The organism is Aquitalea sp. ASV11, assembly GCF_016429185.1.
Classification (GTDB): Bacteria; Pseudomonadota; Gammaproteobacteria; order Burkholderiales; family Chromobacteriaceae; genus Aquitalea; species Aquitalea pelogenes.
On record NZ_JAELUD010000012.1, the window covers coordinates 56,681 to 81,426 of the forward strand.

A 24,746-nucleotide genomic window follows, 5' to 3' on the forward strand; every position below is an offset into this window, starting at 1 on the left:
TTATTGACCTAGGCAAAATGAATGTCCGGAACTATGCACTATTATCCAGACATCAGCAGCAACGGAACCGGCCATGCTGCACATGGCGTCCAGTGCATATCTTGCGCGCCGACCAACGATGCCTCACCGGGTATCAGGTTCTGCTTGCTGTCACTCCATCTTTGCAAGACATCCCCCAACAGGAGATAACCAAATGGACAAAGCAATCAAGGCCGCCATGGAAGGCCTGCTACGTGTTGCCACCGGCGAAACCCCGCACATCCGTCGTGCCAACTGCCCGGAAAACGGCTCCGAAGATCGCCAGGTCGACTGCCCGGCCTGCCAGGCCATCGAGCGCGCAGAAAAACTGCTGCACCCACAATGGGCCGACAAAGCGCAGATCCTGGAAACAGTCATTCGCCGACTGGATATCGGCTAAGCCCGGTACGCTGTACAATCAGCAATCCAATCGCATTGGCCAGACTGGAATACAGCTGCAAGCAAACGCACAAAAAATGACAAACAGGAGCCACCCACCTCGCAAGAGAGCGGTGGCTCTTTGCATTTCCCTCCCCCTCGCCCCACTCCCGGAAGGATGGAAACAATCGGCCTCCGGCAGAAACCAGTCAAATTGAATATCCGCTCCCCACAACCTTGCCCTGGTGGCTTCATTTCCGGTCAGACAAAAACAAAAAGGCCTTACAGCATTTCAACTGTAAGGCCTTGATGTGAATGGTGCCGGTAAGAGGAGTCGAACCCCAGACCTTCGCATTACGAATGCGCTGCTCTACCAACTGAGCTATACCGGCTTACCAACTTGGTAAAAAAGCCTTGAGTCTCTGTTAAGAAATTCAAGGCTTTTTCGAATCTGGTCGGAGTGAGAGGATTCGAACCTCCGGCCTCTACGTCCCGAACGTAGCGCTCTACCAGGCTAAGCTACACTCCGATATGTGTCCCGCATTTATTTCTGCGAGAGAAGCAATTTAACTGTTTTACAGCCTTTTTGCAACATTTTTTTCAGAAATCTGGTCGGAGTGAGAGGATTCGAACCTCCGGCCTCTACGTCCCGAACGTAGCGCTCTACCAGGCTAAGCTACACTCCGCTTCCATTTTTCTGCCTACTTAATGTCTGCTTTTTGACCTGTTTCCGGGTTACAATCAGCGACATCAGAGGACGCGCATTATGGAACATTTATGTGGTTTAAGCAACTATCTTTTTATAGATTGAATCAGGAATCCCTGCACGAAACCAGCAAACTGGTGCAAGCACTGGAAAAGACCCCGTTCCAGCATTGTGGTGGTCTGGACTGGTTCAGCGAGGGCTGGGTCGCCGCGGCCTCACATCTGGACAGCCCGGTTTACCAGGCAAGGGACTGCCAGTTACTGTCACTGAAGCGCGAAGACAAAGTACTGCCGGCAGGAGTCATCCGCGACTTTGTCGAACTGAAAGTCCAGGAAATTGAAGACAAGGAACTGCGCAAGGTCGGCCGCAAGGAAAAGCTGGCGCTCAAAGAACAAGTAACCGATGACCTGCTGCCACGTGCTTTCGTACGCACACACCGTACCACGGCTTATCTGGACTGCCGCCGTGGCTGGCTGATGGTGGATTCAGGCACTGCCAGCAAGGCTGAAGCACTGGTTTCCAAACTGCGTGAGGCCCTGCCCCCCTTCCCTGCCGCCCTGCCACGCACCAAGCTGGCACCACACACGGCCATGACCGATTGGCTGGCTGCCGGTGAGGCCCCGTATGGTTTTGAGCTGGATGCTGATTGCGAACTGAAAGATGGCAGCGAAAATGGTGCCGTCATCCGCTGTACCAGGATGGATCTGACATCCGATGAAATTCGTCAGCATATTGCAACTGGCAAGCAAGTCACGCGCATTGGCCTGATCTGGCAGGAAAAAGTGCGTTTCATGCTGACCGACACCCTGCAATTGAAGCGGATACAGTTCCTGGACGTTCTGCAGGAAGAAGCCAGTCAAGCCGGCGACGACAGGGAAAGCCTGTTCGAAGCAACCTTTACCCTGATGAGCGAAGAACTGGGTGAGCTGGTTGAGGCATTGATTGAAGCGCTGGGCGGGCTGGATGACAGCCAGACCACATTGACACCACAAACCGGGGCAAGTGCAGCAGCCAACAGCCCGGTTGCTGCACAGGTAACTGAAGCCAGCCCGAGCGACCTGCCCTGGGACTGAATCGCCAGTTCACCACGATCTACTCAAGAGCCTGCGGGCTCTTTTTTTTTGATAGTTCAAAACTAACAATCGATTTACAACAATCAATTTAACAAAACTATTGCCATCGCAGATACTGCATCCATGCCAAGAGCAACACGGTTGTCAGCAAAAGTTTGTACCAGCCATTTTTTGGATGCGTTTAGCTAAGAATATTCCTATTACTTTTTAAGAAGCATCCCAGTTATAAAGAACAGGCGATGCAGTACAAATACATCAAGCAATCCAGTACACAGGGAGTGCCTCATGCAAAACCAACAAACATGGCAGGAAGTGTTGCTCGACATTTTGGCTGCTTTTTCAGGTTTGCAGTAACTACACTGGAAAACGACTTCCAGTTCACTCCCAAGGCAGACAAGTACATGGCGTGATGCCTGCACTGGGGAGCAAGTAGATCGACTCAGGCGAGCGAGCAAAACTCGCAATACTCACAGCGTTAGAGAACAGGAGCAAGTGATGGCACATACAACAGGTTCCGCAGGTAAATGTCCGGTCATGCACGGTGGCATGACACAGTCCAGCATGTCCAACACTGACTGGTGGCCCAAGTCGCTCAATCTGGACATCCTCCACCAGCACGACAGTAAGACCGACCCCATGGGAGCCGACTTCAACTACCGTGAAGAAGTCAAAAAGCTCGATGTCGAAACGCTCAAGCAAGATCTGAAAGCCTTGATGACCGACAGCCAGGAATGGTGGCCGGCTGACTGGGGACATTATGGCGGACTGATGATCCGGATGGCATGGCATGCAGCCGGCAGCTATCGCATTGCTGATGGTCGTGGTGGCGCAGGTACTGGCAACCAGCGTTTTGCCCCGCTTAACTCCTGGCCTGACAATGGCAACCTGGACAAGGCACGCCGCCTGCTGTGGCCGATCAAGAAAAAATACGGCAACAAGATCAGTTGGGCAGACCTGATGATCCTGGCTGGCAACATGGCTTATGAATCGATGGGCCTGAAGACCTTCGGCTTTTCATTTGGCCGCGAAGACATCTGGCATCCGGAAAAAGACATCTACTGGGGTTCGGAAAAGCAGTGGCTGGCACCCAGCGGTAGTGAAGGAAGCCGTTACTCCGGCGTCCGCACGCTGGAAAACCCGCTGGCAGCCGTAATGATGGGCCTGATCTACGTCAACCCGGAAGGGGTGGACGGCCAGCCAGACCCACAAAGAACCGCGCACGACATCCGCGAAACCTTTGCCCGCATGGCGATGAATGATGAGGAAACGGTTGCACTGACCGCTGGCGGCCATACCGTGGGCAAGACCCATGGCAATGGTGACGCAGCGCAGCTGGGCCCGGCTCCCGAAGGCGCGCCGCTGGAAGAACAAGGCCTGGGCTGGATCAACCACCACAGCCGTGGCATTGGCCGCAATGCCGTCACCAGCGGCATCGAAGGTGCCTGGACCACCCACCCCACCCAATGGGATAACGGCTACTTCGACATGCTGCTGGGTCATGAATGGACGCTGACCAAGAGCCCGGCCGGTGCCTGGCAATGGATTCCGATCGACATCAAGGAAGAAGACAAGCCGGTAGACGTGGAAGACCCGAGCATCCGCTGCATGCCGATCATGACCGATGCCGACATGGCCATGAAAGTAGACCCGGTATATCGCGAGATCCTCGAACGTTTCCATAAGGATCCGGCACACTTCTCCGAGGTGTTCGCCCGTGCCTGGTTCAAGCTGACCCACCGCGACATCGGTCCGAAAACCCGCTACATTGGCCCGGATGTCCCGCGAGAAGAGCTGATCTGGCAAGACCCGGTACCGGCAGGCCGCCGCGACTATGATGTCGATGCCGTCAAGGCCAGGATTGCCGCCAGTGGCCTGAGCGTGGCCGAACTGGTCAGCACAGCCTGGGATAGCGCCCGCACCTTCCGTGGTTCGGACAAGCGCGGTGGTGCCAATGGTGCACGCATCCGTCTGGCTCCGCAAAAGGATTGGGAAGGCAATGAACCAGCTCGCCTGGCCAAGGTACTGACTGTACTGGAAGGTATTGCCAGTGAGTTTTCCGTCAGCATTGCCGATGTGATCGTGCTGGGTGGCAATGTCGGTATCGAGCAGGCCGCACATGCGGCAGGCCATGCCCTGACGCTGCCGTTTGCACCAGGTCGTGGCGATGCCACTGCCGAGCAGACCGATGCCGAATCGTTTGCCGTACTGGAACCGCTGGCAGATGGCTTCCGTAACTGGCAGAAGCAGGATTACATCGTCAGCGCCGAAGAACTGCTGCTGGACCGCGCTCAACTGATGCGTCTGACTGCCAATGAAATGACCGTTCTGATTGGTGGCCTGCGCGTTCTGGATACCAACCATGCCGGCAGCAAGCACGGCGTATTCACCGATAAACCGGGCCAGCTGACCAATGACTTCTTTGTCAACCTGACGGACATGGCTTACACCTGGAAGCCGGCTGGGCAGAATCTGTACGAAATTCGCGAGCGTCGCAGCGGTGCGCTGAAATGGACGGCAACACGGGTAGATCTGGTGTTTGGCTCCAATTCGATTCTGCGTGCCTATGCCGAGGTGTACGCCCAGGATGACAATCAGGAAAAATTCATCAAGGACTTTGCTGCCGCCTGGACCAAGGTAATGAACGCGGATCGTTTTGATCTGAGCTAATCAGCCTCCCGACAGGCAGGACTTGCCTGCTTGCCCCTAGCGGTATCGCCAGCACCGGCGGTACCGCTTTTTCATTTGCTGCTACGCACTTTCACCTGCAAGGCCATGCCTGCTCTCACTCTGGCGATAACAGCAGCAGCCTATCCAGTACAGGTTGCAATTTAAAATAGCAATTGAAGTTTAGATATTATAAATTTTACTTGCGAATAATTATCATTAAAATACAAATACCAACTACAACAGGAGAGTGTCATGCCCCAAGACAAACACAACTACCGCAAACCTGCCGCCAGATGGCACCAGATTCGCGTAATTGCCGGATTACTGATTGTTTGCAGTGGCTGGGGCTGGATGATTGGGTCTGTGGTACAAGGACCAGCAGGAGTCAGCACGTCATTCAACCAGCAGCAGACGGGTTAGACTTAATGCTTTACTGTCTTGCCAGCCCGGACAGCATCACTATTTCTTATTAGTAAATAATTTAATGAAGAAATAGCCATTTTTTTAACATGGCAATCGCTTTAAGCTGTTCACATGGCAATTAGCACAGGCATGACAATCATGAGCACCCGACAAGCAGCACTGTTTATTTCACATGGCGCCCCTACTCTGCCGCTGGAAGACAGCCCGACACGCCACTTTCTGACCCGGCTGGGTGAAACGCTGCCGCGCCCCCGAGCCATTGTGGTGGTTTCCGCGCACTGGGAAACCAATATTCCTACCGTCAACCTGGTCGCCAAGCCAGAGACCATGTACGACTTTGGTGGTTTTCCGGCCGCACTCTACACCTTGCGCTATCCGGCCAGCACCGACCTCGCCTTGGCCGCAGAAGTGGTAGACCGTCTACGCAATGCCGGTCTCAAAGTAGGCACCACCGACCAGCGCGCGCTGGACCATGGCATGTGGACCCCACTGATGCTGATGTACCCGGCAGCAGATATCCCGCTCGTGATGGTGTCCCTGCCACATAACGCAAGTGGGGAGACCTATTTCCAGATGGGGCGTGCGCTACGGGACCTGCGCAATGACAATGTACTTATCGTCGGTTCTGGCAGCTATACCCACAATCTCTGGCAACTGAGCCGCGATGGCAGTACGCCGCCAGCCTGGGCCGAAGCTTTTGCCAAATGGATGGACCAGGCATTGTTGGAAAACCGTCAGCAGGACATTATCAACTGGAAACAGAAGGCACCGCTGGCCAGGGAAAATCACCCCACCGACGAACACTTCAATCCCCTGCTGGTGATGATGGGCGCAGCCTCGGACAATAGCGCGCCGGTAAAACTGCACGACGACTGGCGCATGGGCTCACTGTCCATGGCGTGCTGGCAATTTGACTGATCAGGCAACAGGCCCCTGACCATGGGGCCTGTACCGTAAACCGGCTATCACAGGGTTTTCAGCTTGCCACGAAAGTCAGCCAGGCACTGATAACCTTTTGTTTCCATCAACGTGGCCAACTCTTGCAGGATGCGGGCAAAAGCCCCCTCCCCCTCCTCATAAAGGCAGGTGCCAATCTGCACGGCGGTGGCGCCGGCCAGAATATGCATGAATGCCTCCTGACCACTGCTGATGCCACCGCAGCCCACCACATGCTTGTCCGGCAAGCGCCGGACAAACTCGCGCACATTGGCCAGTGCCGTCGGTAATACATAAGCCCCACCCAGCCCGCCCAGCCCATCCTTGGGCTTGATCACCACGCACTCATGCTCCGGGTCGATCACCAGTCCATTACCAATCGAATTGATGCAGGTAACAAAGCGCAAACGCGGGAAGGTATTGAGAACCGCGGCCATCTGATCAAAATGCACCGGGTCAAAATAAGGAGGTAATTTGACCCCGAACACACCGGGATACACATCACTCATGGCCTGCAGGCTTGCAAGGCAAGCTGCAGGATCGTAGCCCAGCTGAGGCTTGCCAGGCAGGTTGGGGCAGGACAGATTGACTTCCGGGATACAGGGGAGGCCCTGCTCGGCCAAGCTGGCCAGCATCTGCAGATTGTCTTGCAGGCTCATGCCAGACAAGGACAGGAACAGGGGTTTTCCCGCTTCATGCGGATAAGCACGCGCATAGTCCAGATAATAATCAAACCCTGCATTGGGCAGCCCCATCGAGTTGATGCTGCCCAGCGGCGTTGCGCAGTAGCGCGGTTCCGGATTGCCCTCTCTGGGCTGCAAGGTACAGCTCTTGCTGATGACAGCACCGGCAGCCGAATGACGGACTTGCTCCAGTTCTTCCACCGAGCGGCACATTACACCCGAAGCATTGTACAGAGGGTTGGTCATGGTCAGACCAAGCCAGGAAACAGAAAGGTCTAGCTGCATGATCGCTCGCCTCACCATCAAAATGCGCAGTCTGAGCGCCGCTGGCAAAGCGGGTACTGCGCCACGTCAAGCGCCATGAAAAACGGCCGTCAAGCGGCCGTTTTCTGACAATACAGGGCGCATCAGCGCAAGGCGTGCACCCCTTGGTAGAAGACAAAAGCGATGACCCAGGCCAGCAACACCGACCATGCCACCGACAGCGCAGTGAATGCGCGGCTTTTCGATTCACGACGAATGGCCGCTACCGTGGACAGGCAAGGCACATAAATCAGGGTGAAAATCAGAAAGCTCATGGCCGAAGCCCAGTCCAGGTGGTGCAGCAAAGCTGCGCCAAGGCCGGCTTCCGGCACGCCGTAAATGACTGCCAGACCGCCGAGCAGAATTTCCTTGGCCACAAAGCCCACCAGCAGGGCAACGGCCAGTTCGTGGCGGATGCCAATCGGGTCGAGTACCGGAGCCATCACACTGCCCAACATATCCGCCAGTGTCTTGTCATGACCCGCCGGGATATGGGACACCAGCCATACCAGCACCACCCCCATCAGGATGAAGCTGGAGGCCAGTTCGAGAAAGGCACGCACTTCACCCGTCGCCCGGATCAGCATATGGCGCAGGCCGGGCAGGCGGTAAGGCGGCAGCTCCAGCAAAAATGCTTCATTGCCGCGATAACGATGCTTGAACACCCAGGCCGTGAAAATCGCGACGGCAAAACTCAGCAGGTACAACAGCAGCAGCACCCAGGGCGCTTGCTGTGGCCGGAACAGGATGCCGGAAAAGAACACCACCACCTGCAAGCGGGCCGAACACAGCGAAAAGGGAATGATCAACATGGTGAGCAAGCGCTGTTTGCGCTCGCGCATCACCCGCGTTCCCAGAATGGCGGGGACATTGCAGCCAAAGCCCATCAGCTGCATCACGAAGCCACGGCCATCCAGACCCAGGCGAGCCATGAAGGCATCGGTCAGATAGGCGGCGCGTGCCAGATAGCCGCTATCTTCCACCATGGCCATCAGGATGAAGAACACGAACAGAATGGGCGCAAAGGTCAGAACGGTGGATACACCCTGCCAGATACCATCCAGCAGCAGGCTTTGCACAATGGCCGGCAATGGCGCAAGCCAGTGCCCCAGCGCAGCTTCCTTGAACCAATCCAGTCCGGAGCCAACCAGGTCCTGCAATGGTGTGCCAATCTGATAGGTCAGGTTGAACAGCAAGGCCATGAAACCGAAAAACAGCGGTAAACCCAGCCATGGATGCATCAGCCAGGCATCGACCTTTTCGGTCATGCCTACCGGCAGCACCGGCGGCAAGCTCCATACTCCCTGCAAGCGCGCATGCGCCAGTGCAATGGCTTCTTGTGTTTCCGGTACCTTGTCCAGCTGGGCATGCACGGCGGGCTCTGTGCCAGAGGCCTGCCTGTTCAACATGTCCATCAGGCGCGGCCAGCCTTCCATGCGCTTGGCAGAAACCAGCGCCACAGATACGCCCAGTTTGTGCTGCAAGGCATCAACATCTAGTTTGATCCCCATCAGCCGGGCTTCATCCGCCATGTTCAAAACCACCACGGCAGGCAAGCCACTGGCCAGTATCTGCATCGCCAGCGGTAGCTGACGGTCCAGCTGCGCGGCATTCAGCACCAGCACCACGGCATCGAATGCCGTACTCATCAGCACATCACGAACCACGGCTTCATCGTCGGTATAACCGGTCAGGTCGTTGACGCCGGGCAAATCCACCAACTCCACCATGCTGCCACCCAGCAACACACGCGCACTGGTCAGGTCCACCGTCAGTCCGGGCCAGTTACCTACCCGCTGTGACATGCCGGTGAGACGATTGAACAAGGTCGACTTGCCGGTATTGGGCAGACCAATCAGGGCAAAACGCTTCATTCAGCCACCTTGACTTGAATGAAACGTGCCAGGCTGCGACGCAGCAAGAACCGCGTGCAGCCTACTTCCAATACCAGAGGCCCGCCGAATGGTGCGCGGCGCGACAAACTGAACCGACTGCCCGGAATCAAGCCAAATGCTGCAATACGGCGAAATGCCTCATCAGACAGTTCAAGACTGTCCACCACCCCCTTACACCCCAGCGGAAACTTGTCGAGTGACACCATGTGCAGCCCAATAACGCGAATAATATGCATTATTGTACGCAATAATCCCTCCATCCTGTAAGGCTTTGCACGGCAGGATGATGCCAACCCTTGAGCCATATCAATCGGCTCAGGCCGGGTAACAGACAGCGCAGGTAAATCCGGTTGCAAATGTGGCCCTGATGCGGCATAGCGTTTAGAATCTGGCTCATCTCCAATTTCCGTAACGGACCCCCGACCATGAGCATCAAATCCGACAAGTGGATCCGCCGTATGGCGCAGGATCACAACATGATCGAGCCGTTTGAGTACAACCAGATCAAGAACGTCAATGGCGAGAAGGTGATTTCCTTCGGCACCTCCAGTTATGGCTACGATATTCGCTGTGCCGATGAATTCAAGGTTTTCACCAATATCAACAGCACCATTGTCGACCCGAAGAACTTCGACCCCGATTCTTTTGTTGAAGTCTCCGGCAAAGGCTATTGCATCATTCCGCCCAATAGCTTTGCGCTGGCCCGCACGGTAGAGTACTTCCGCATTCCGCGTTCGGTGTTGACGGTTTGCCTGGGCAAATCGACTTATGCACGCTGTGGCATCATCGTCAATGTCACCCCTTTCGAACCGGAATGGGAAGGCTATGTCACGCTGGAGTTTTCCAATACCACCCCGTTGCCAGCCAAAATCTATGCCAATGAAGGCGTGGCACAGGTGCTGTTTTTCGAGTCCGACGAAGTGTGTGATGTGTCCTATGCCGACCGCGCCGGCAAATACATGGGCCAGGTTGGCGTTACCCTGCCACGCCCTTGAATACACATGGTCAGCCCGGCCAGCAGCAAAGACAAGGACAGCGATCGCTGTCCTTTTTTGTTTGATGTGTAATCAAAAGCCGCTCGCATTATTGCCGCCTTGTTCTAGGATGAACTGTACGAAATAGTTTTCCATGCAAGTCAATCAGCCTTTCTTACAGTTTCTTCTTGGGGTGTCGCGGTTCCCCCTTGCCGTAACGCCCCTTTTTTTGCGCTAAAAAAATTACATTTGCATATTGAATGAAAAATATAATTTCATTGGATTTTAAATGACAATGCAGATGACACATTGAGAACCAGTATCAGGCCAAACAGAACAGGGCCAGCACATGCTGACCCCGATCCGTACCCACACCCCACAAACCCGCCGCAGACTAAATCACTTCACTGGCTTTCTGACAGGGATCCGCCATCAATACCCTGGCAGCTTCAGCCAGGGCGTCCAGATCCTCATCCAGATGTTCCTGCAAGTCCATCAAGGCCGCCCGCAGCACCACGGCCGCCAGCTCCGACTGTTTGCCACTGACACTGAACACATGCGACAGCACCCGCAATTCACGACAGCTGTTCAGATCCAGTGGAATTTCCAGCGTACGCACTGCATCAACGTGAATGACTTCATCAGCCACCATTCCCTTGCTGCGACAGCTTTCCAGCTCGCCCAGCAAGTCCTTCAGAGCCAGTCCCATCACACTCTCCTTTCAGCTTCCATTTAACGTTAGCTCTGGATAGAACACCGACCAAGAACAGGCAACCAACATATTGACTTGAAACAAGATATTCACGTTTCCGGACCAGGCGGATAGCGCTGAAAATCATCATGCACAATGCAAAAATGGCTGCCCTATCACCATAGGCCAGCCATTCTCAAATACCAGCGACAACATTCAGGACAGCAACAAAACCATGCGTCGCGTCCCAGTCCCCTTCACCTCAAGCATGCGATTGAAGCAATGGACCAACAAATCAGCCCTCTTCGGCATCTCCATCTACATAAAACCAGTGGCCATCTTCCTTGCGGAAGCGGCTGATTTCATGCAGTCGTTGCGCCCGGCCATTTACTTTGTAGCGTGCAACAAACTCAACCACCCCGGCCTCATCATCCTTGCCACCGGCCTGGGTACTGAGTACATCCAGAGACATCCATTTGACAAAGCGTTCTTCGCGCGACAAATCCAGCTCAGCCGGACGTGTGGAGGCATGCCAGCTGGCCAGGAGATAGTCCGCATTGTTCATGGTGTACGCAGCATAACGCGAGCGCATCAGGCTTTCGGCGTCGGGAGCAGATTCCCCACCATTGATATAACGGCCGCAGCAGTCCTGAAAGGAAGCAGGCAGCCCGCAAGGACAGCCTGTGGATTGTTTTTTCTTGCTCATTGTTTCAATTAGCCCAGGGCGGGCAATCCGTAGAGTTTCAACAGAAAATTGGTAAAAACAGGTTGTGGCGGCTTTGGCTGCATTTTGGGCCAGCGCCGTAGCCACTCCCGCAAACGCATTTCCATCCGAGACTGCGACTCTTCCTGAGAAAGCTGACCGGCATCACGCTGAACCGCCAGATAGCGGTACATGGCAAAACAGTTGTCATCAACCTGATTGGCGCCCACCAGCCGCAAGCGGTAGGCATTGAGCTGGTCGGCAGCGGCAACACGGGTCATGCCGCCATTTTTGACCTTGTCCGCCAAACGATTGGCCTCTTTCAACAGCAAATCCACCTTGCTATCCGCCGGACTGGTGGTCACGGGAGGACGAGCAGGATGAATGCCACCGTTTTGTGGTGCAGCAGACTGTTGCAACAAGCTGCATGCGCTGAGTGACAAGGACAGCACCGCGAGTTGCAGTGACGTCTTATGGATGAAAATCATGGCGGTAGTGTAGCGGATGTCAGGCAATCTTGGACAAAATCCACCATCACACAGTTCGGCAAGCAGCGAAAATGACAAAACCGACTGGCCGGGAATGCACAGTCGGTTTTGCCCGGTGGGCCTGAACAACAATCAGATTCAGGCCAGATGCTCAAACAGCGGTGTCGACAGATAGCGCTCGCCAAACGAAGGAATCACCACCACAATCAACTTGCCTGCATTCTCAGGGCGCTTGGCCAGCTCAATGGCAGACCACACCGCCGCACCAGAAGAAATACCGACCAGCACACCTTCTTGCGTGGCAACGGCACGCGCCGTCGCAAATGCATCGTCGTTTTTAACGCGAATGATTTCATCATATACGCCGGTATTCAGGATAGGCGGTACAAAGCCGGCACCAATACCCTGGATGGGGTGCGGTCCCTTCGGGCCACCAGACAGTACCGGCGAAGCATCCGGTTCTACCGCCACGACTTGCACCCCAGGCTTACGGGATTTCAGCACCTCACCAACGCCGGTAATAGTGCCACCGGTACCCACACCGGCAACAAAAATGTCCACCTGGCCATCGGTATCGCGCCAGATTTCCTCTGCCGTCGTGTTGCGATGCACTTCAGGGTTGGCTGCATTCTCGAACTGCTGCGGCATGAACCAGGTGTCCGGGTTTTCTTCCACCAGCTGGCGCGCCTTGGCAATTGCACCACCCATGCCATCCGGGCCCGGGGTCAGAATCAGTTCTGCGCCATATGCCTTCAGCAATTGCCGACGTTCACGGCTCATGGTCTCCGGCATGGTAATCACCAGCTTGTAGCCACGTGCAGCACAAACCATCGCCAGACCGATGCCGGTATTGCCAGACGTTGGCTCCACAATGGTGGTATGCGGCCCGATCTTGCCTTCTTTTTCGGCAGCATCGATCATGGCAACGGCAATACGGTCTTTCACACTGTGCGCCGGGTTGAAAAACTCCAGCTTGGCCACCACGGTGGCAACGCACCCTTCGGTCACACGGTTCAGCTTGACCAGCGGTGTATTGCCGATCAGATCGGTTACGGTATTGGCGATACGCATTGTCTTATTCTCCCGGGCAACAATAAATCGGAATTTAATATCCCATATAATATATGAGCCTGTCTGAAAACCTAATAGTGTTTGCTTCTATTGAATGAACCAACAAATCCGGGTCCTACCATGCCTATCCAGGAAAACCTGACACCCCTGCACGGCTGGCGCCGCAAACTTTACATCATCATTTTCGAGGCCGATACCCGGGCTGGCCGCATGTTTGACCTGGGGCTGATCGTACTCATCCTGCTGTCCCTGCTCACCGTGGTGCTGGAGAGTGTGGCCAGTATCCGCCAAAGCTGGGGAACACAACTGAAGTGGCTGGACTGGTTGTTCACCATCGTGTTTACCGCCGAGTATCTGCTCCGGCTGGTATGTGTACACAAGCCACTGCGTTATGCGCGCAGCTTTTTCGGTGTGGTGGACCTGCTCTCCATCCTGCCGCTCTACCTGGGCCTGTTCATTCCGGAAAGCCGTTTTTTGGCGGATGTCCGGGTTTTGCGCCTGCTGCGCATGTTCCGCATTCTCAAACTCACGCGCTACATGGGTGAGGCGCGCGAACTCAAACGCGCCATGCTGGCCAGCCGCCGCAAGATTCTGGTATTCCTGATGAGTGTCATCGCCCTGGTCATCATCCTGGGCACGCTGATGTACGTAATAGAAGGAGAAGCCAACGGCTTTACCAGCATCCCGATCGGAATCTACTGGGCAATTGTCACTCTCACCACCGTCGGTTTTGGCGACATTACCCCCAAAACCCCGCTGGGACAGGCCTTGGCCAGCGTCGTCATGATTACTGGCTATGGAATCATTGCGGTGCCCACCGGCATTGTGACGGCAGAAATTGCCCGTGGCAGCAGCAGTACGCCGGCAGACAAGCAATCAGCCACCCGGCTGTGTCCACATTGCTTTACCGAAGGGCACGACTGGGATGCCCGCTTTTGCAAGCATTGTGGCGGCAAGCTGCCACGGCCGGCCAATCACACAGTCAGCTGAACATCACCGGGCATTTGGCAGGGAACGTGCGGCCAGAATGGTCCGCGCCAACTGTTCGGCCTGCTGGGCAAGCAAATGTGCAGCTTCTTGCATCGCCACCTCCAGAACCATCGGGCGATTGCAAAGCGAATAGCAGCCATCAAATGCTGCTGCCAGCCGGCCCGCATCATCCGCAATAATGGCACCAGACAGCAAACTGACAGGCACCCCTGCCGACCGGGCCAGTGCCGCAATACAAGCCGGAGCCTTGCCGGACAGCGTCTGGCTGTCACTGCGACCTTCCCCGGTCAGTACCCAGTCTGCCTCGGCAACAGCCTGTGGCAAACCAATATGGTTGGCAACCGCCTGAGCTCCGGACACCATGCGCCCACCCAATAATTGCAGCGCATAACCCAAGCCACCGGCAGCTCCACTCCCAGGCAGATGACAGGCAGATTGCCCCATACCGGCATCCAGCTGCCGAGCGAAATGAGCAATCCCTGCGTCAAAGCGTGCGACATCGGTCATTGCAACACCCTTTTGCGGACCGAATACCGCTGTCGCCCCCCTCTCCCCGGTCAAAGGATTTTCCACATCTGACCAGACTTCCAGCTTCATCTGTGCCGTCTTTCCGCGTAACGGCTCACACGATAGCGTCTGAAAATCAAGCACATCCTGGAGGCTTCCAGGCAGGCTTTCACCCTGCGCATTGCTCAGTTGCAAACCCAATGCAACCAGACAGCCAGCCCCGCCATCATTGGTACTGGAACCACCCAACGCAACAGCAATCTCTCGATAGCCATCAGCAAGCAATGCCAGCAGCAGCTGACCAACTCCGCGGCTACTACGCTGCGTGACAGGCGTATCTCCTGCGTCTGGCAAACCGATGATGCGTGCCACTTCCAGCACCACCGTCCCATCCGGCAGCAGCAAGCAGGACGCCGACTGCTCCACCCCGCTTGCATTGCAAACGGAATAATCAAGCCACTGGCCTCCTACTGCCGCATGCAGGGCATCCAGTGTCCCCTCGCCGCCATCAGCCATGGGACGCAAAACACATTCAGCACGAGGATCTGCCCGTTCAATTCCCTGGCGCATGGCACTCGCCACGTCAGCCGCATCCAGCGACCCCTTGAAGGAGTCAGGTGCAAGTACCCAGCGCATAGCACACCCCCATGACAAAAACAGCCAACATAAATGCAAAACCCCTCGTTGCCAAGGCAAGGAGGGGTCTGAAAACAGGGTTGCTTCGCTTATTCAGCAGCAGCCTGATCGTTCTGTACAGCTTCGACAGCCGGGGTTTCGGCTGCGGGTTTGGGCGCAGACATCAACTGGGCGGCCTTCTTCTCTTCTGCGCTCACTTCACCAGCAGGCTTGCCGGCAAGATCGAAACGCTTGCCACCACGTGCCAGCGACTTCACGTAACGCGGCTTTCTGCAATGATTTGCCACCACGCGGGAAATCAGGGTTGCATCGAATTGCGGCAGGGCGGCAATCAGGCTCTCATGGATGCCCAGAGCCAGCGGACGGAATTGACGGAACACTTCGAACTTGCTGTATACATGTTCCGCAATCATTTCAGTCTGTTTTTTCTTGGACAGACTCTGAACAGCGGACTTGAGAGCAGCACCCAGTGCCGTTTCGGTATTTGGCTTCATGAACTTCTATCTAGATCCAGTGATGCTTTTGTAATGACAGGCAAGCCTGCCAGACAGGGGGAACGGCCTCAAACCGTCACAATGCCAACTTGTCGTTTGATCCACGACACCGCAGCGTCCTGTATGGTAATGCAGCTTGCCAAGCCGTGCCAGCAAAAGGCGGGAACGAATAGCAGCAGGACAGATTTGCGTATCAGGCTGGCAACGGTGATGGTGCGCCCAGCCGGGGTCGAACCGGCACAACCGAAGTCGAGGGATTTTAAGTCCCTTGCGTCTACCAATTTCGCCATGGGCGCACCGAGACGCGGATTATGCCAGTACTTGGGCACTGCGTCATCTTTCTGACGTGCATTTTGCTGCCGCCCGGCAGAGAAGATGCGCATGGCTTGCTGCCAGAGCATGCTTTGCGCGAAGATGCACGATTAGCATTTGGCATCAGCCCAATCATCCGGACAGGGGCTGAATCGCTGCTCACTCATTCAATAACAATCCGCTACAAAGGAAGTACCGTCCATGTTCGAACATGTCGAAGCCTACCCAGGCGACCCCATTCTGACCCTGGTAGAAACATTTCATGCCGATCAACGTCCGCAGAAAGTGAACCTCGGCATCGGGCTTTATTATGATGAAGAAGGCCGTATCCCACTGCTCTCTTCTGTGCAGAAAGCCGAAGCCGCGCGCGCAGCCAGCCCCTCGCCCCGCCCCTACCTGCCGATGGAAGGCGCTGCCAATTACCGTACAGCCGTCCAGCATTTGTTGTTTGGCGCAGCTCACAAGGCTGTCGTCGAGAAGCGCATCTCCACCATCCAGACCATTGGCGGTTCCGGCGCACTGAAGGTAGGCGCGGACTTCATCAAACGTTATTTTCCGCAAAGTGAAGCCTGGATCAGCAACCCCAGCTGGGATAACCACCGCGCCATCTTTGAAGGTGCGGGCATCAAAGTGCACGATTATCCCTACTACGACACTGTCAGCGGTGGACTGCTGTTTGAGGACATGCTTGCCACCATCAAGCAATTACCAGCCCAGAGCGTCGTGCTGCTGCACCCCTGCTGCCACAACCCGACCGGCGTTGATTTGACCCCGGCGCAATGGGACATCCTGATTCCGTTACTCAAGACTGGTCAGTTGATTCCATTCCTGGACATTGCCTACCAGGGTTTTGGCCAGGGGCTCGACGAAGATGCTTATGCCATTCGCAGCATGGCCGATGCCGGCATCAGCTTCTTTGTCAGCAATTCCTTCTCCAAGAATCTTTCTTTTTACGGCGAACGTTGCGGTGGACTCTCCATCGTCTGCCAGAATGCAGAAGAAGCCACACGTGTACTGGGCCAAATGAAGGCCACCGTGCGTCGTAACTACTCCAGCCCTCCGACGCATGGCGGTCAGATCACCGCCGCCGTCATGAATGACCCGGCCCTGTTTGCAGAATGGCAAGAAGAAGTTGCCCAAATGCGCGTCCGCATCAAGGCCATGCGCCAAAGCCTGTACCAGGTACTGAGCGAGCGCGTGCCCGGTCGTGACTTCAGCTACTTCGTCACACAGCAAGGCATGTTCAGTTACACCGGCCTTACACCTGAGCAGGTTGACCGCCTGCGTGAAGAATTTGCAGTCTATCTGGTGCGTTCCGGCCGGATGTGCGTAGCGGGCTTGAATAGTCGCAATGTGAATTATGTTGCCGAAGCCATGGCTGCCGTGCTGAAAAACTGACTGTCATCACCCAGCAAAAAGCCCGGTCTTGTACCGGGCTTTTCTGTAAATGCCGCCTCCGGCTGACCATCATAGAGGTCACAGCCCTGATGGGTGGCGTCATCTCACTCTCTTTTGTTCAACTTCAACACCAAAGTCAGTTCACCTTCACCATCATTCTGCGACTGGATATTCTTCAAGGTAATGCCACTAGGCAACAACACGCTGATACCGTGGCCGATACCATATTTTGACAGCGACTTCTCCAGTCGCTTGGCCATGCTTTGTGCAGGCAGGCGAGCCTCGTCATCGAGGGCGAAGCCATAAGTTTCCGCAGCATCATCAAAAGCCTGGCTGACCTGCTCCTTGCCAACAAACTTTTCTGCAATCGAGCTGACCTGAGCTGCGGACATTTCTTCCTCGGTTTCGCATACCGCCAGAAACTCATCCTTGAAGCGGGCCTGTTCCAACGGGTCGGCAATCTCTTCAGACAGCTGCTCCACCACGCTGGCAACCATCCGGCTACTACTCGTAGCATCAGGAACCCGCATGGCCTTGAGAAAATCATCCAGCCAGAATTTTGCCTGCTGACCTCCACGGTCCACCGCATACACCAGGGGGCCGGACTCCAGAATCAAGGCGCCTTTGTCAATCAACCTGGGATTGATGCCGGATGCATGCCGGATATCAAACACCTCACCGGCCTCGATAACGGAAAGAAAGTCATCGCGCACTTCGGACTTGAATACCCCCAGACCACGTAACTCACGCTCACCATCCGACAAGCCGGAAAACAGGATGACAAACAAGTCACCGGCACTGATGTTCGGATGCTGTGAGCGTGCATACAGGTGCTTGGCAATGCGCTGTGACAATGCAAGGAAGTCGAGTTCGCCCCGGAAGAACTGCCGCGTGTAGTGATAAACCTCATTCAGATTGAGGTCAGACTCATGAAAGAACTGATGCTTTTTCTTGTCAGACACCACTCCACGCAGGTAGCCGCTGAGGATCAGCGACGAAACACCGTCATCTACATCACTGGCACGCTCAGACAACTGTAGCGGCTCTCCTCGGGCCTGATTTCCCACACGGTGCACGACCAAGCGCTCAACACGCGACTCACCAATCAACATAGCAACCCTCTGCCAGCAAGAAAATGCGGATTATTGACCCAGCCTCTGCACTTGACAATCAAAACGCTCTGTATCGCAAGCACCGGGTAAAAGCCCCACAGAATATGTCATGTGCAGTTTAATAAAATAATTTATTTTGCATAACTTTTCTGTTTGTCTTGATAAAAGAAAAGAACCAGCGCGTGGGCGTTTCGGTGCTTTTGAGCAAAAGCAAATAATTACAAATAAAAGCAAAATTTTAAATTATTTGAGCATAAACAAGGAAAACATGCCGGTTATAAGAAATTTCCTAGATTCAAAAATGATGCGTCTTAGATAAAAAAAAAGCCGCCCAGTCAATACTTGCACAAGCAAAACGCAGGCACCGCGTCAGCACACTTGAATCACCCTCATCCAACACAAAGGAACACATATCATGAAAAAATTGCTCACCAGCACTTCCGTAGCTCTCCTGCTCGCTGGCTTTGCTGCCCAAGCTCAAGCCTCTGACGGCACCATCACCTTCAATGGTAATGTAACCGCTCAATCTTGCACCCCGGCTATCGCAGGTGGCACAGCTAACGGAACTGTCACCCTGCCAACCGTTTCAGCCAAATCCTTGGCTAGCGCCAACACTACTGCCGGTGCAACCCAGTTCTCTATCACCTTGTCAGGCTGCTCTGGAACGGCTACCCAAGCAGCCGCATGGTTTGAAGCAGGCTCTAACGTAGACCCGGCTACCGGTCGTCTGAAGAACACCGGCACCGCCAGTAATGTTGATGTAGCTCTGTACAACCTTGGCAGTACCACCCCGATTGCCGTCGGCCAAGGTAATGGTTCCGTGGGCAGTAGCGGTGCTGCGGTACCTATCAGCAACAATGCTGCCACCATGAACTTCAATGCCCGTTACTACGCTACTGGCGCAGCAACAGCCGGTTCCGTAGTCGCTACTGTTAATTACACCCTTCAGTATCAGTAAGAAAAACGCAATATGCATATAGACGCCAGCCTCACACTGGCGTCGTTGCATATAGCATATCTACTGAATAAGAGGAGTCATATTGACTCCTCTTTCAACCAAGTAGACACAAACTTACCTAGCTGCAACTTCCAGACTATAAAAAAACATGTATTACAGGGCCGCCTACTTGAGGAAGCTTGAAATGAGAAAAAGTTTTACAAGTATTTCAACCATGTCATTACTTGCTGCATTGGCCACAACAGCCCATGCCTCCGACGGCACCATCAGCTTCACCGGAGATATTTCATCAGACACCTGCTCGATAAGTGCAGCCAATGGTACCAACGACGGCACGGTTACACTACCAATTGTTTCGGCAAGTGCACTAGCAAGCCCTGCCGCAACGGCAGGAGCCACACAATTCTCCATCACCCTTAGCGGTTGTCCACAACCTTTCAAACAAGCTGCAGCATGGTTTGAGTCCGGTAGCAATGTCGATGCGGCGACTGGCAGGCTGATCAATACGGGCACGGCGGGTAATGTCGATGTTGCCTTGTACAACATCAACTCCAATACACCAATCAATATTGGCCAAGGAAGCGGATTTGGCAGCAGCGGTGCTGCCTTTGACATTACCAACAGTAGTGCCATATTGAATTACCGTGCTAGTTACTATGCCAAAAATGCAGTCACTGCAGGTACCGTTATTGCCACAGTGAATTACACCGTGCAATACGAGTAAACATTCCCACACTCAACAAACTCGTTTTTACCGAAGTAACAGGGAAAAGAGGGAGGTAGATTCATATCTCCCTCCAGCCATCATCATTAAAGTGTACGGGGAAAAATATGATAAAAAATTGCACAACAGCTATTTGCATCTTTTCCGCAAGTAGTCTGTTTAATCTGGTACAAGCTGATGTATCCATCAATACAACACGTATTATTTACCCCGCCAGTAAAAAAGAAATTACATTCACCGTAAATAATGCAGGGAAAAGGGCATCACTAATTCAGACATGGCTTGATGAAGGAAATAGCAAAGAGACGCCGGACAACACTACTGCCCCCTTTGTCTTAACTCCGCCCATATCCGTATTACAAGCCGAGAAAGGACAAAACATTCGTGTACGTTACACCGGAGAAATTACACTCCCTACGGACAAGGAAAGCTTGTTCTGGATAAATGTACTCGAAGTACCACAAAACACCGACGATCCTAACCAGCTACGCATTGGTATTAGAAGTCGTATCAAATTTTTCTTTCGCCCTGAAAAATTAGCTATATCGCCGGAAAATGCCCCAGAAAAACTAAGTTGGAAACTAGTTAGCAAAAATTCTAAATGGCATGTGCTTATTCACAATAGCACTCCTTACTATATCACTTTCAATCAAATACAAATCAATACAGAAAAAGTTAAGGGTAGTGTAGATTTATCACCGCAAAAATCCATGGTGTCACCTAATGACGATGTTGAATACGAAATCACATCCAAGAGTAATGACATCAAGCCCGGTATAAATTTTAGCGTTATCAATGACTTTGGTGGCAGCACAAGCTATATAGCAAAGTTTGCCGAATAAACCACCTGAAAGTTGCCACCGTAGTGACACAATAAGGCTTACGCAGTGAAACCCATTCGCTTCAAAAAAAACCAATACACCTTTTCCTAGCAGTCTGCTTTGGCATAAGCCATCAAGCAGTGCAAGCTAATGAAAATAGTAGCGAGCCTTCTTTTGATAGAAGCTTGCTATGGGGTAATTCATTGAAGCAACTGGATTTTAGCAAATTTCAGACTGGAGCATCACTACCAGAGGGCGAGTACAGTACCGATGTACTCATCAACGAAGTCCCACGAGGACGCCGCGATATTCGCCTCATCAAAACTGAAGACAATAAAAACACTGTCCCATGCATTCCACGGTCACTTTTACTGGAATTGGGTGTTCGTGCCGATCGTTTGCCGGTGCCAACACAAAAAGATGAGGACATCTGTATTGATCTGGCCAAGCAGATCAATGGCGCTTTTTATCAATTTGATAGTAATCTGCTACAAATTAAAATAAGCGTTCCTCAAGTTGACATGCAGCAGCATTTCATAGGCTATACCTCACCAGAAAGCTGGGATGAAGGTGTGCCTGCGCTGCTACTGGATTACTCCAGCAACTTTTACTACTCAAAAACCGCCAGCTCCGATAACAGTAATGCCTATCTATCGGCAAATATCGGCCTTAACTTGGGCAGCTGGCGTTTCCGTAATACGACTTCGCTTAACTGGAGTAACACTAATGGGCATTCAGTCGTACCGATCAGAAACTATATCAGTCACGACCTGGATTCTATCAATTCCCAACTGATTATTGGTGATAGCTTTAGCGATTCCGACCTATTTACTTCAGTCCCGGTACGTGGTGTTCGCATTGCCAGCGATGACAGGATGAAGCCCATCAATGATACTGGGTACGCACCAGTTGTACGTGGCATGGCCAATAGCAATGCGCATGTGGTCATCCAGCAAAACGGCTATATCATTTACGATACAACGGTTGCTCCTGGTGCATTCGAAATCAGGGATATTGCTCCAGCCAGCTACAACGGTGACCTTGTTGTTACAGTAACTGAAGCTGATGGCAAAAAATCAACATTTACAGTACCGTTTTCTGCGGTACCACGTTCGCTACGCGAAGGTGCAAGCCACTATAACTTTACTTTAGGCCAAGTGCGCAAACTGGCAAATACTACCCCCATGCTCGGACAGTTCACGTACCAGCGCGGAATATCGAATTTACTCACACTGAATGGTGGGGTGACCGCTTCAGATGGGTATAACACGTTAGAGCTTGGAAGTGTATTTAATACTGGGGCTGGTGCGCTTGGTCTTGATATCAGTAATTCAAATACAAGAATCAATAGCACATCGTTTACTGGCCAGTCTTACCGATTCAGTTTCAATAAGTTATTCAATAGCACAGGAACTAATGTCACACTTGCTGCCTATCGTTACTCGACATCGGGTTTCATGGACTTGCAAACTGCACTAAATATGCGGGATACAATAACAGGTGCTAACAATAATCAATTATTGTTTAACAACTTTCCCCGACTACGTAGCCGAGGCGAAGTCAATATTAATCAAAATTTCAAAAATGGAAGTTCTGCTTATATAAGCGGATCGATTCAGGATTACTGGGGAGGCCAAGCCCACAATACTCAATATCAAATGGGTATAAGACAAGGTTTCAAATGGGGTAGCCTGGCTGTTGATGCAAGCAGACAGGCCAACAATGGTGGGCAAAGTGTAAACAGCATCATGCTAAGTATCAATTTCAACATAGACAGTGGAAAAATATTTAGCAGCAGCCTACGTAATGACTCTACGGGAAATCGTGATGCACAACTGAACATGAGTGGCAGCCTGGACCAGGATAGAAAAATAAGCTATGGAGTAAATATCGGAGATAGCAGTGGTAATGGTAATAATAATAGCAGCATCGCTGGCAATCTTGCATACCAAGGTAGCAAAGGGATTATCAATGCGAGTGCCAGCAGCGCCCGTGGTAATAAACAAGCTTCACTGGGATTAAATGGCTCGGTCGTTGCTGCTGCCGGGACTGTACTATTTGGTCAACCACTCGGAGAAAGTACCGCAATTATTGAAGCACCAGATGCCAAAGGTGCAATGGTAGTACCTGGTATTGGCGTAGAAGTAGATAGTTCCGGTCATGCACTACTACCATCACTATCCTCTTATCGCAAGAATGATATACAGCTGGAAACTGGTAGCATGAATGATGGCGTACAACTGGATTATAGTAGTACGCAAGCCATTCCTCGAAGTGGCTCAGTTGTGCTGGTAAAATTTAAAACTAGCAAGGGCTTACCACTATTACTGAAAACGCGCTTCTCCGATGACAGCCCGCTCCCCTTTGGTGCGAGCGTAAAAGACAAGGATGGATTAACAGTGGGGAATATTGGCCAAAATAGCAAGCTATTCGCCCGCGTGAAACAAGCTAGCGGTAACCTGTTTGTTGATTTGGATGGAGGAAAAAAATGCATGCTTAGCTATGATAATGCGGGCTCTGCTATTAGCTCATTTAAAATGGTTGTGTGTCAAACAGCTATTCAATAAGAGGGTTAATTCTATATTTCATAAGGCAGATTCAGGGAGTCAGTCCAACGACGAGTATGTCTGGAGGTAGGTGGTGATTGACAGCAATAAGTCACTGAATCAATTAAACTCTTAACTGTTGCACTTACATTTTAAACCCGTGCCTACATTTACAGCTCACGAATATTTACTATGAAATATTTTTATGGTTTTCTCCTATCCTTTTTAATCTCACACACAAGTTTCGCTACGTGCGACCCAGGCTCCTTTCAGCAGAATGTATTTACAACCATTCCAACATACACCTTTAACCGCAATAGCATTCCTGTAGGCGGCATAATTGGCACTGAGCTAATTAGTCCAACATTTGATTTATTAAGCTGCAACTCCAGTGACACCTTTAGAAAATTCAGATTTTCGCCAAATTTGAATACCACCACGCCAATTAATGGTCGTACAGTTTTTATTGCAAACGGCAGCAAGTCTATTGGTTTTAGCTTAGGCATGGAAATAGTCAACGCCTGCACTAACCAGGGCACCGTCTGGCTAAAGCAATTCGAGCAGATCACCTGTGATGACACTGTATATTTTAATAAAGCATATACATATCGAGCGCGTATGCATATGATTCTATACAAACTTTCCGATAACATACCATCCACCCCGATTAATCTTTTAGGCACTTTTTCATTATGGTTTGGGTTCGACAACAGTAGTAATACAATCCGGGATGCTACTTATTTATATACTTCTAGCGCCACCATCATCACCAATAATAGTTGCACATTACTAAGCAGTACTAATACCAATGTCAATTTGCCATTAATCTACAGCACTCAACTTCTGCAGATTGGCAGCACCTCAGCAGGCGTTCCATTCAATATCAGCATCAATTGCCCCGGGCCTACAAAGCTCGCAATTACTTTTACTGACAATAATAATATCGGGCAAACCGGAAGCATACTGACCCCGACAACTACATCCACAGCAAAGGGAATTGGCATACAGATGAAATATAATAACCAAGTAATCAGCTTTGGCAATGATTCTGCAAACCCAGGGACAATCAATCAAATCATTCTGAACAACAACCTCACTGGAACGCAGACTTTCTGTCTCTTATACACATCTGACGCTGCCGACGAACAGTAAGATGTGGGGGGGGGGGGGGGGGGGGGGGGGGGGGGGGGGGGGGGGGGGGGGGGGGGGGGGGGGGGGGGGGGGGGGGGGGGGGGGGGG

22 protein-coding genes and 4 tRNA genes are annotated in these 24,746 nt (G+C 52.6%); 12 read left to right on the top strand and 14 right to left on the bottom strand.

The features are described from left to right. The first annotated feature begins 193 nt into the window (after nucleotides 1-193). Nucleotides 194-418 (top strand): hypothetical protein, encoded by a 225-nt coding sequence (locus JHD62_RS06235; RefSeq protein WP_199102195.1) that lies wholly within the window; start codon nucleotides 194-196, stop codon nucleotides 416-418. 294 nt (nucleotides 419-712) lie between these two features. Here the strand turns inward: JHD62_RS06235 and JHD62_RS06240 are convergent. The 3 genes from JHD62_RS06240 to JHD62_RS06250 all read right to left on the bottom strand — a co-directional run bounded on the left by JHD62_RS06240 (nucleotide 713) and on the right by JHD62_RS06250 (nucleotide 1,082). Continuing rightward, a tRNA-Thr gene (locus tag JHD62_RS06240) sits at nucleotides 713-788 on the bottom strand. A gap of 60 nt (nucleotides 789-848) precedes the next feature. Further along, nucleotides 849-925, bottom strand: a tRNA-Pro gene (locus JHD62_RS06245). Nucleotides 926-1,005: 80 nt separating this feature from the next. Then, a tRNA-Pro gene (locus JHD62_RS06250) sits at nucleotides 1,006-1,082 on the bottom strand. Nucleotides 1,083-1,173: 91 nt separating this feature from the next. Between JHD62_RS06250 and JHD62_RS06255 the strand changes: the two genes are divergently transcribed. The 3 genes from JHD62_RS06255 (at nucleotide 1,174) to JHD62_RS06265 (ending at nucleotide 6,183) form a co-directional block, all read left to right on the top strand. Continuing rightward, nucleotides 1,174-2,175: a recombination-associated protein RdgC gene (locus tag JHD62_RS06255; RefSeq protein ID WP_199102196.1), complete on the top strand. Its 1,002-nt coding sequence runs from the start codon at nucleotides 1,174-1,176 to the stop codon at nucleotides 2,173-2,175. 495 nt (nucleotides 2,176-2,670) lie between these two features. Then, complete coding sequence (katG, locus tag JHD62_RS06260; protein ID WP_199102197.1) at nucleotides 2,671-4,842, top strand: catalase/peroxidase HPI; 2,172 nt, start codon at nucleotides 2,671-2,673, stop codon at nucleotides 4,840-4,842. A 561-nt stretch (nucleotides 4,843-5,403) separates the two neighbouring features. After that, complete coding sequence (locus JHD62_RS06265; protein ID WP_199102198.1) at nucleotides 5,404-6,183, top strand: class III extradiol ring-cleavage dioxygenase; 780 nt, start codon at nucleotides 5,404-5,406, stop codon at nucleotides 6,181-6,183. A 47-nt stretch (nucleotides 6,184-6,230) separates the two neighbouring features. Here JHD62_RS06265 and JHD62_RS06270 read toward each other — a convergent pair whose 3' ends face one another. The 3 genes from JHD62_RS06270 to JHD62_RS06280 form a co-directional block, all read right to left on the bottom strand. Beyond that, nucleotides 6,231-7,169, bottom strand: coding sequence for a dihydroorotate oxidase (locus JHD62_RS06270; protein ID WP_199102199.1), 939 nt, complete (start codon nucleotides 7,167-7,169; stop codon nucleotides 6,231-6,233). A 122-nt stretch (nucleotides 7,170-7,291) separates the two neighbouring features. Continuing rightward, a complete protein-coding gene (gene feoB, locus JHD62_RS06275) occupies nucleotides 7,292-9,061 on the bottom strand; it encodes a ferrous iron transport protein B (protein ID WP_199102200.1) in 1,770 nt (589 codons plus the stop codon). Continuing rightward, nucleotides 9,058-9,318 carry a FeoA family protein gene (locus JHD62_RS06280; RefSeq protein WP_199102201.1) on the bottom strand — a complete coding sequence of 87 codons (261 nt, stop codon included), beginning with the start codon at nucleotides 9,316-9,318 and terminating at the stop codon, nucleotides 9,058-9,060. Before JHD62_RS06280 ends, feoB begins: the two co-directional genes overlap by 4 nt. Before the next feature lie 189 nt (nucleotides 9,319-9,507). Between JHD62_RS06280 and dcd the strand changes: the two genes are divergently transcribed. Further along, a complete protein-coding gene (dcd, locus tag JHD62_RS06285) occupies nucleotides 9,508-10,077 on the top strand; it encodes a dCTP deaminase (protein WP_045845705.1) in 570 nt (189 codons plus the stop codon). Between the two features lie 373 nt (nucleotides 10,078-10,450). Here the strand turns inward: dcd and JHD62_RS06290 are convergent, their stop codons facing one another. The 4 genes from JHD62_RS06290 to cysK form a co-directional block, all read right to left on the bottom strand. Then, nucleotides 10,451-10,765: a hypothetical protein gene (locus JHD62_RS06290; RefSeq protein WP_045845704.1), complete on the bottom strand. Its 315-nt coding sequence runs from the start codon at nucleotides 10,763-10,765 to the stop codon at nucleotides 10,451-10,453. Between the two features lie 277 nt (nucleotides 10,766-11,042). Beyond that, nucleotides 11,043-11,453 carry a YchJ family protein gene (locus JHD62_RS06295; protein ID WP_131355285.1) on the bottom strand — a complete coding sequence of 137 codons (411 nt, stop codon included), beginning with the start codon at nucleotides 11,451-11,453 and terminating at the stop codon, nucleotides 11,043-11,045. Between the two features lie 8 nt (nucleotides 11,454-11,461). Next, complete coding sequence (locus tag JHD62_RS06300) at nucleotides 11,462-11,965, bottom strand: hypothetical protein (protein WP_233160690.1); 504 nt, start codon at nucleotides 11,963-11,965, stop codon at nucleotides 11,462-11,464. Between the two features lie 111 nt (nucleotides 11,966-12,076). Then, a complete protein-coding gene (cysK, locus tag JHD62_RS06305) occupies nucleotides 12,077-13,009 on the bottom strand; it encodes a cysteine synthase A (protein ID WP_062786101.1) in 933 nt (310 codons plus the stop codon). Nucleotides 13,010-13,129: 120 nt separating this feature from the next. Here cysK and JHD62_RS06310 point away from each other — a divergent pair, with 120 nt between their 5' ends. Beyond that, entirely contained in the window at nucleotides 13,130-13,999 is an 870-nt protein-coding gene (locus JHD62_RS06310; RefSeq protein WP_199102202.1) for an ion transporter, read from the top strand. A 3-nt stretch (nucleotides 14,000-14,002) separates the two neighbouring features. On the opposite strand, the gene JHD62_RS06315 is transcribed toward JHD62_RS06310, so the two are convergent. From JHD62_RS06315 to JHD62_RS06325, 3 genes are all read right to left on the bottom strand, one after another. Next, entirely contained in the window at nucleotides 14,003-15,142 is a 1,140-nt protein-coding gene (locus JHD62_RS06315; protein WP_199102203.1) for a glycerate kinase, read from the bottom strand. A gap of 89 nt (nucleotides 15,143-15,231) precedes the next feature. Beyond that, on the bottom strand, nucleotides 15,232-15,636 hold the full coding sequence (locus JHD62_RS06320; RefSeq protein ID WP_199102204.1) for a ProQ/FINO family protein: 405 nt from the start codon (nucleotides 15,634-15,636) through the stop codon (nucleotides 15,232-15,234). A 211-nt stretch (nucleotides 15,637-15,847) separates the two neighbouring features. After that, nucleotides 15,848-15,932, bottom strand: a tRNA-Leu gene (locus JHD62_RS06325). Between the two features lie 217 nt (nucleotides 15,933-16,149). On the opposite strand from JHD62_RS06325, the gene JHD62_RS06330 reads away from it, so the two are divergent. Then, nucleotides 16,150-17,346, top strand: a complete 1,197-nt coding sequence (locus JHD62_RS06330; protein ID WP_199102205.1) for an amino acid aminotransferase — start codon at nucleotides 16,150-16,152, stop codon at nucleotides 17,344-17,346. Nucleotides 17,347-17,450: 104 nt separating this feature from the next. On the opposite strand, the gene JHD62_RS06335 is transcribed toward JHD62_RS06330, so the two are convergent. Next, nucleotides 17,451-18,458 (bottom strand): nucleoid-associated protein, encoded by a 1,008-nt coding sequence (locus JHD62_RS06335; RefSeq protein ID WP_199102206.1) that lies wholly within the window; start codon nucleotides 18,456-18,458, stop codon nucleotides 17,451-17,453. A 415-nt stretch (nucleotides 18,459-18,873) separates the two neighbouring features. On the opposite strand from JHD62_RS06335, the gene JHD62_RS06340 reads away from it, so the two are divergent. The 5 genes from JHD62_RS06340 to JHD62_RS06360 all read left to right on the top strand — a co-directional run bounded on the left by JHD62_RS06340 (nucleotide 18,874) and on the right by JHD62_RS06360 (nucleotide 24,659). After that, nucleotides 18,874-19,416, top strand: coding sequence for a fimbrial protein (locus tag JHD62_RS06340; protein ID WP_199102207.1), 543 nt, complete (start codon nucleotides 18,874-18,876; stop codon nucleotides 19,414-19,416). Between the two features lie 184 nt (nucleotides 19,417-19,600). Continuing rightward, nucleotides 19,601-20,140 (top strand): fimbrial protein, encoded by a 540-nt coding sequence (locus JHD62_RS06345; protein ID WP_199102208.1) that lies wholly within the window; start codon nucleotides 19,601-19,603, stop codon nucleotides 20,138-20,140. 107 nt (nucleotides 20,141-20,247) lie between these two features. Continuing rightward, entirely contained in the window at nucleotides 20,248-20,982 is a 735-nt protein-coding gene (locus tag JHD62_RS06350) for a molecular chaperone (protein WP_199102209.1), read from the top strand. Between the two features lie 119 nt (nucleotides 20,983-21,101). After that, nucleotides 21,102-23,528: a fimbria/pilus outer membrane usher protein gene (locus JHD62_RS06355; protein ID WP_199102210.1), complete on the top strand. Its 2,427-nt coding sequence runs from the start codon at nucleotides 21,102-21,104 to the stop codon at nucleotides 23,526-23,528. A gap of 171 nt (nucleotides 23,529-23,699) precedes the next feature. Beyond that, nucleotides 23,700-24,659 carry a fimbrial protein gene (locus JHD62_RS06360; protein WP_199102211.1) on the top strand — a complete coding sequence of 320 codons (960 nt, stop codon included), beginning with the start codon at nucleotides 23,700-23,702 and terminating at the stop codon, nucleotides 24,657-24,659. Nucleotides 24,660-24,746 lie beyond the last annotated feature (87 nt).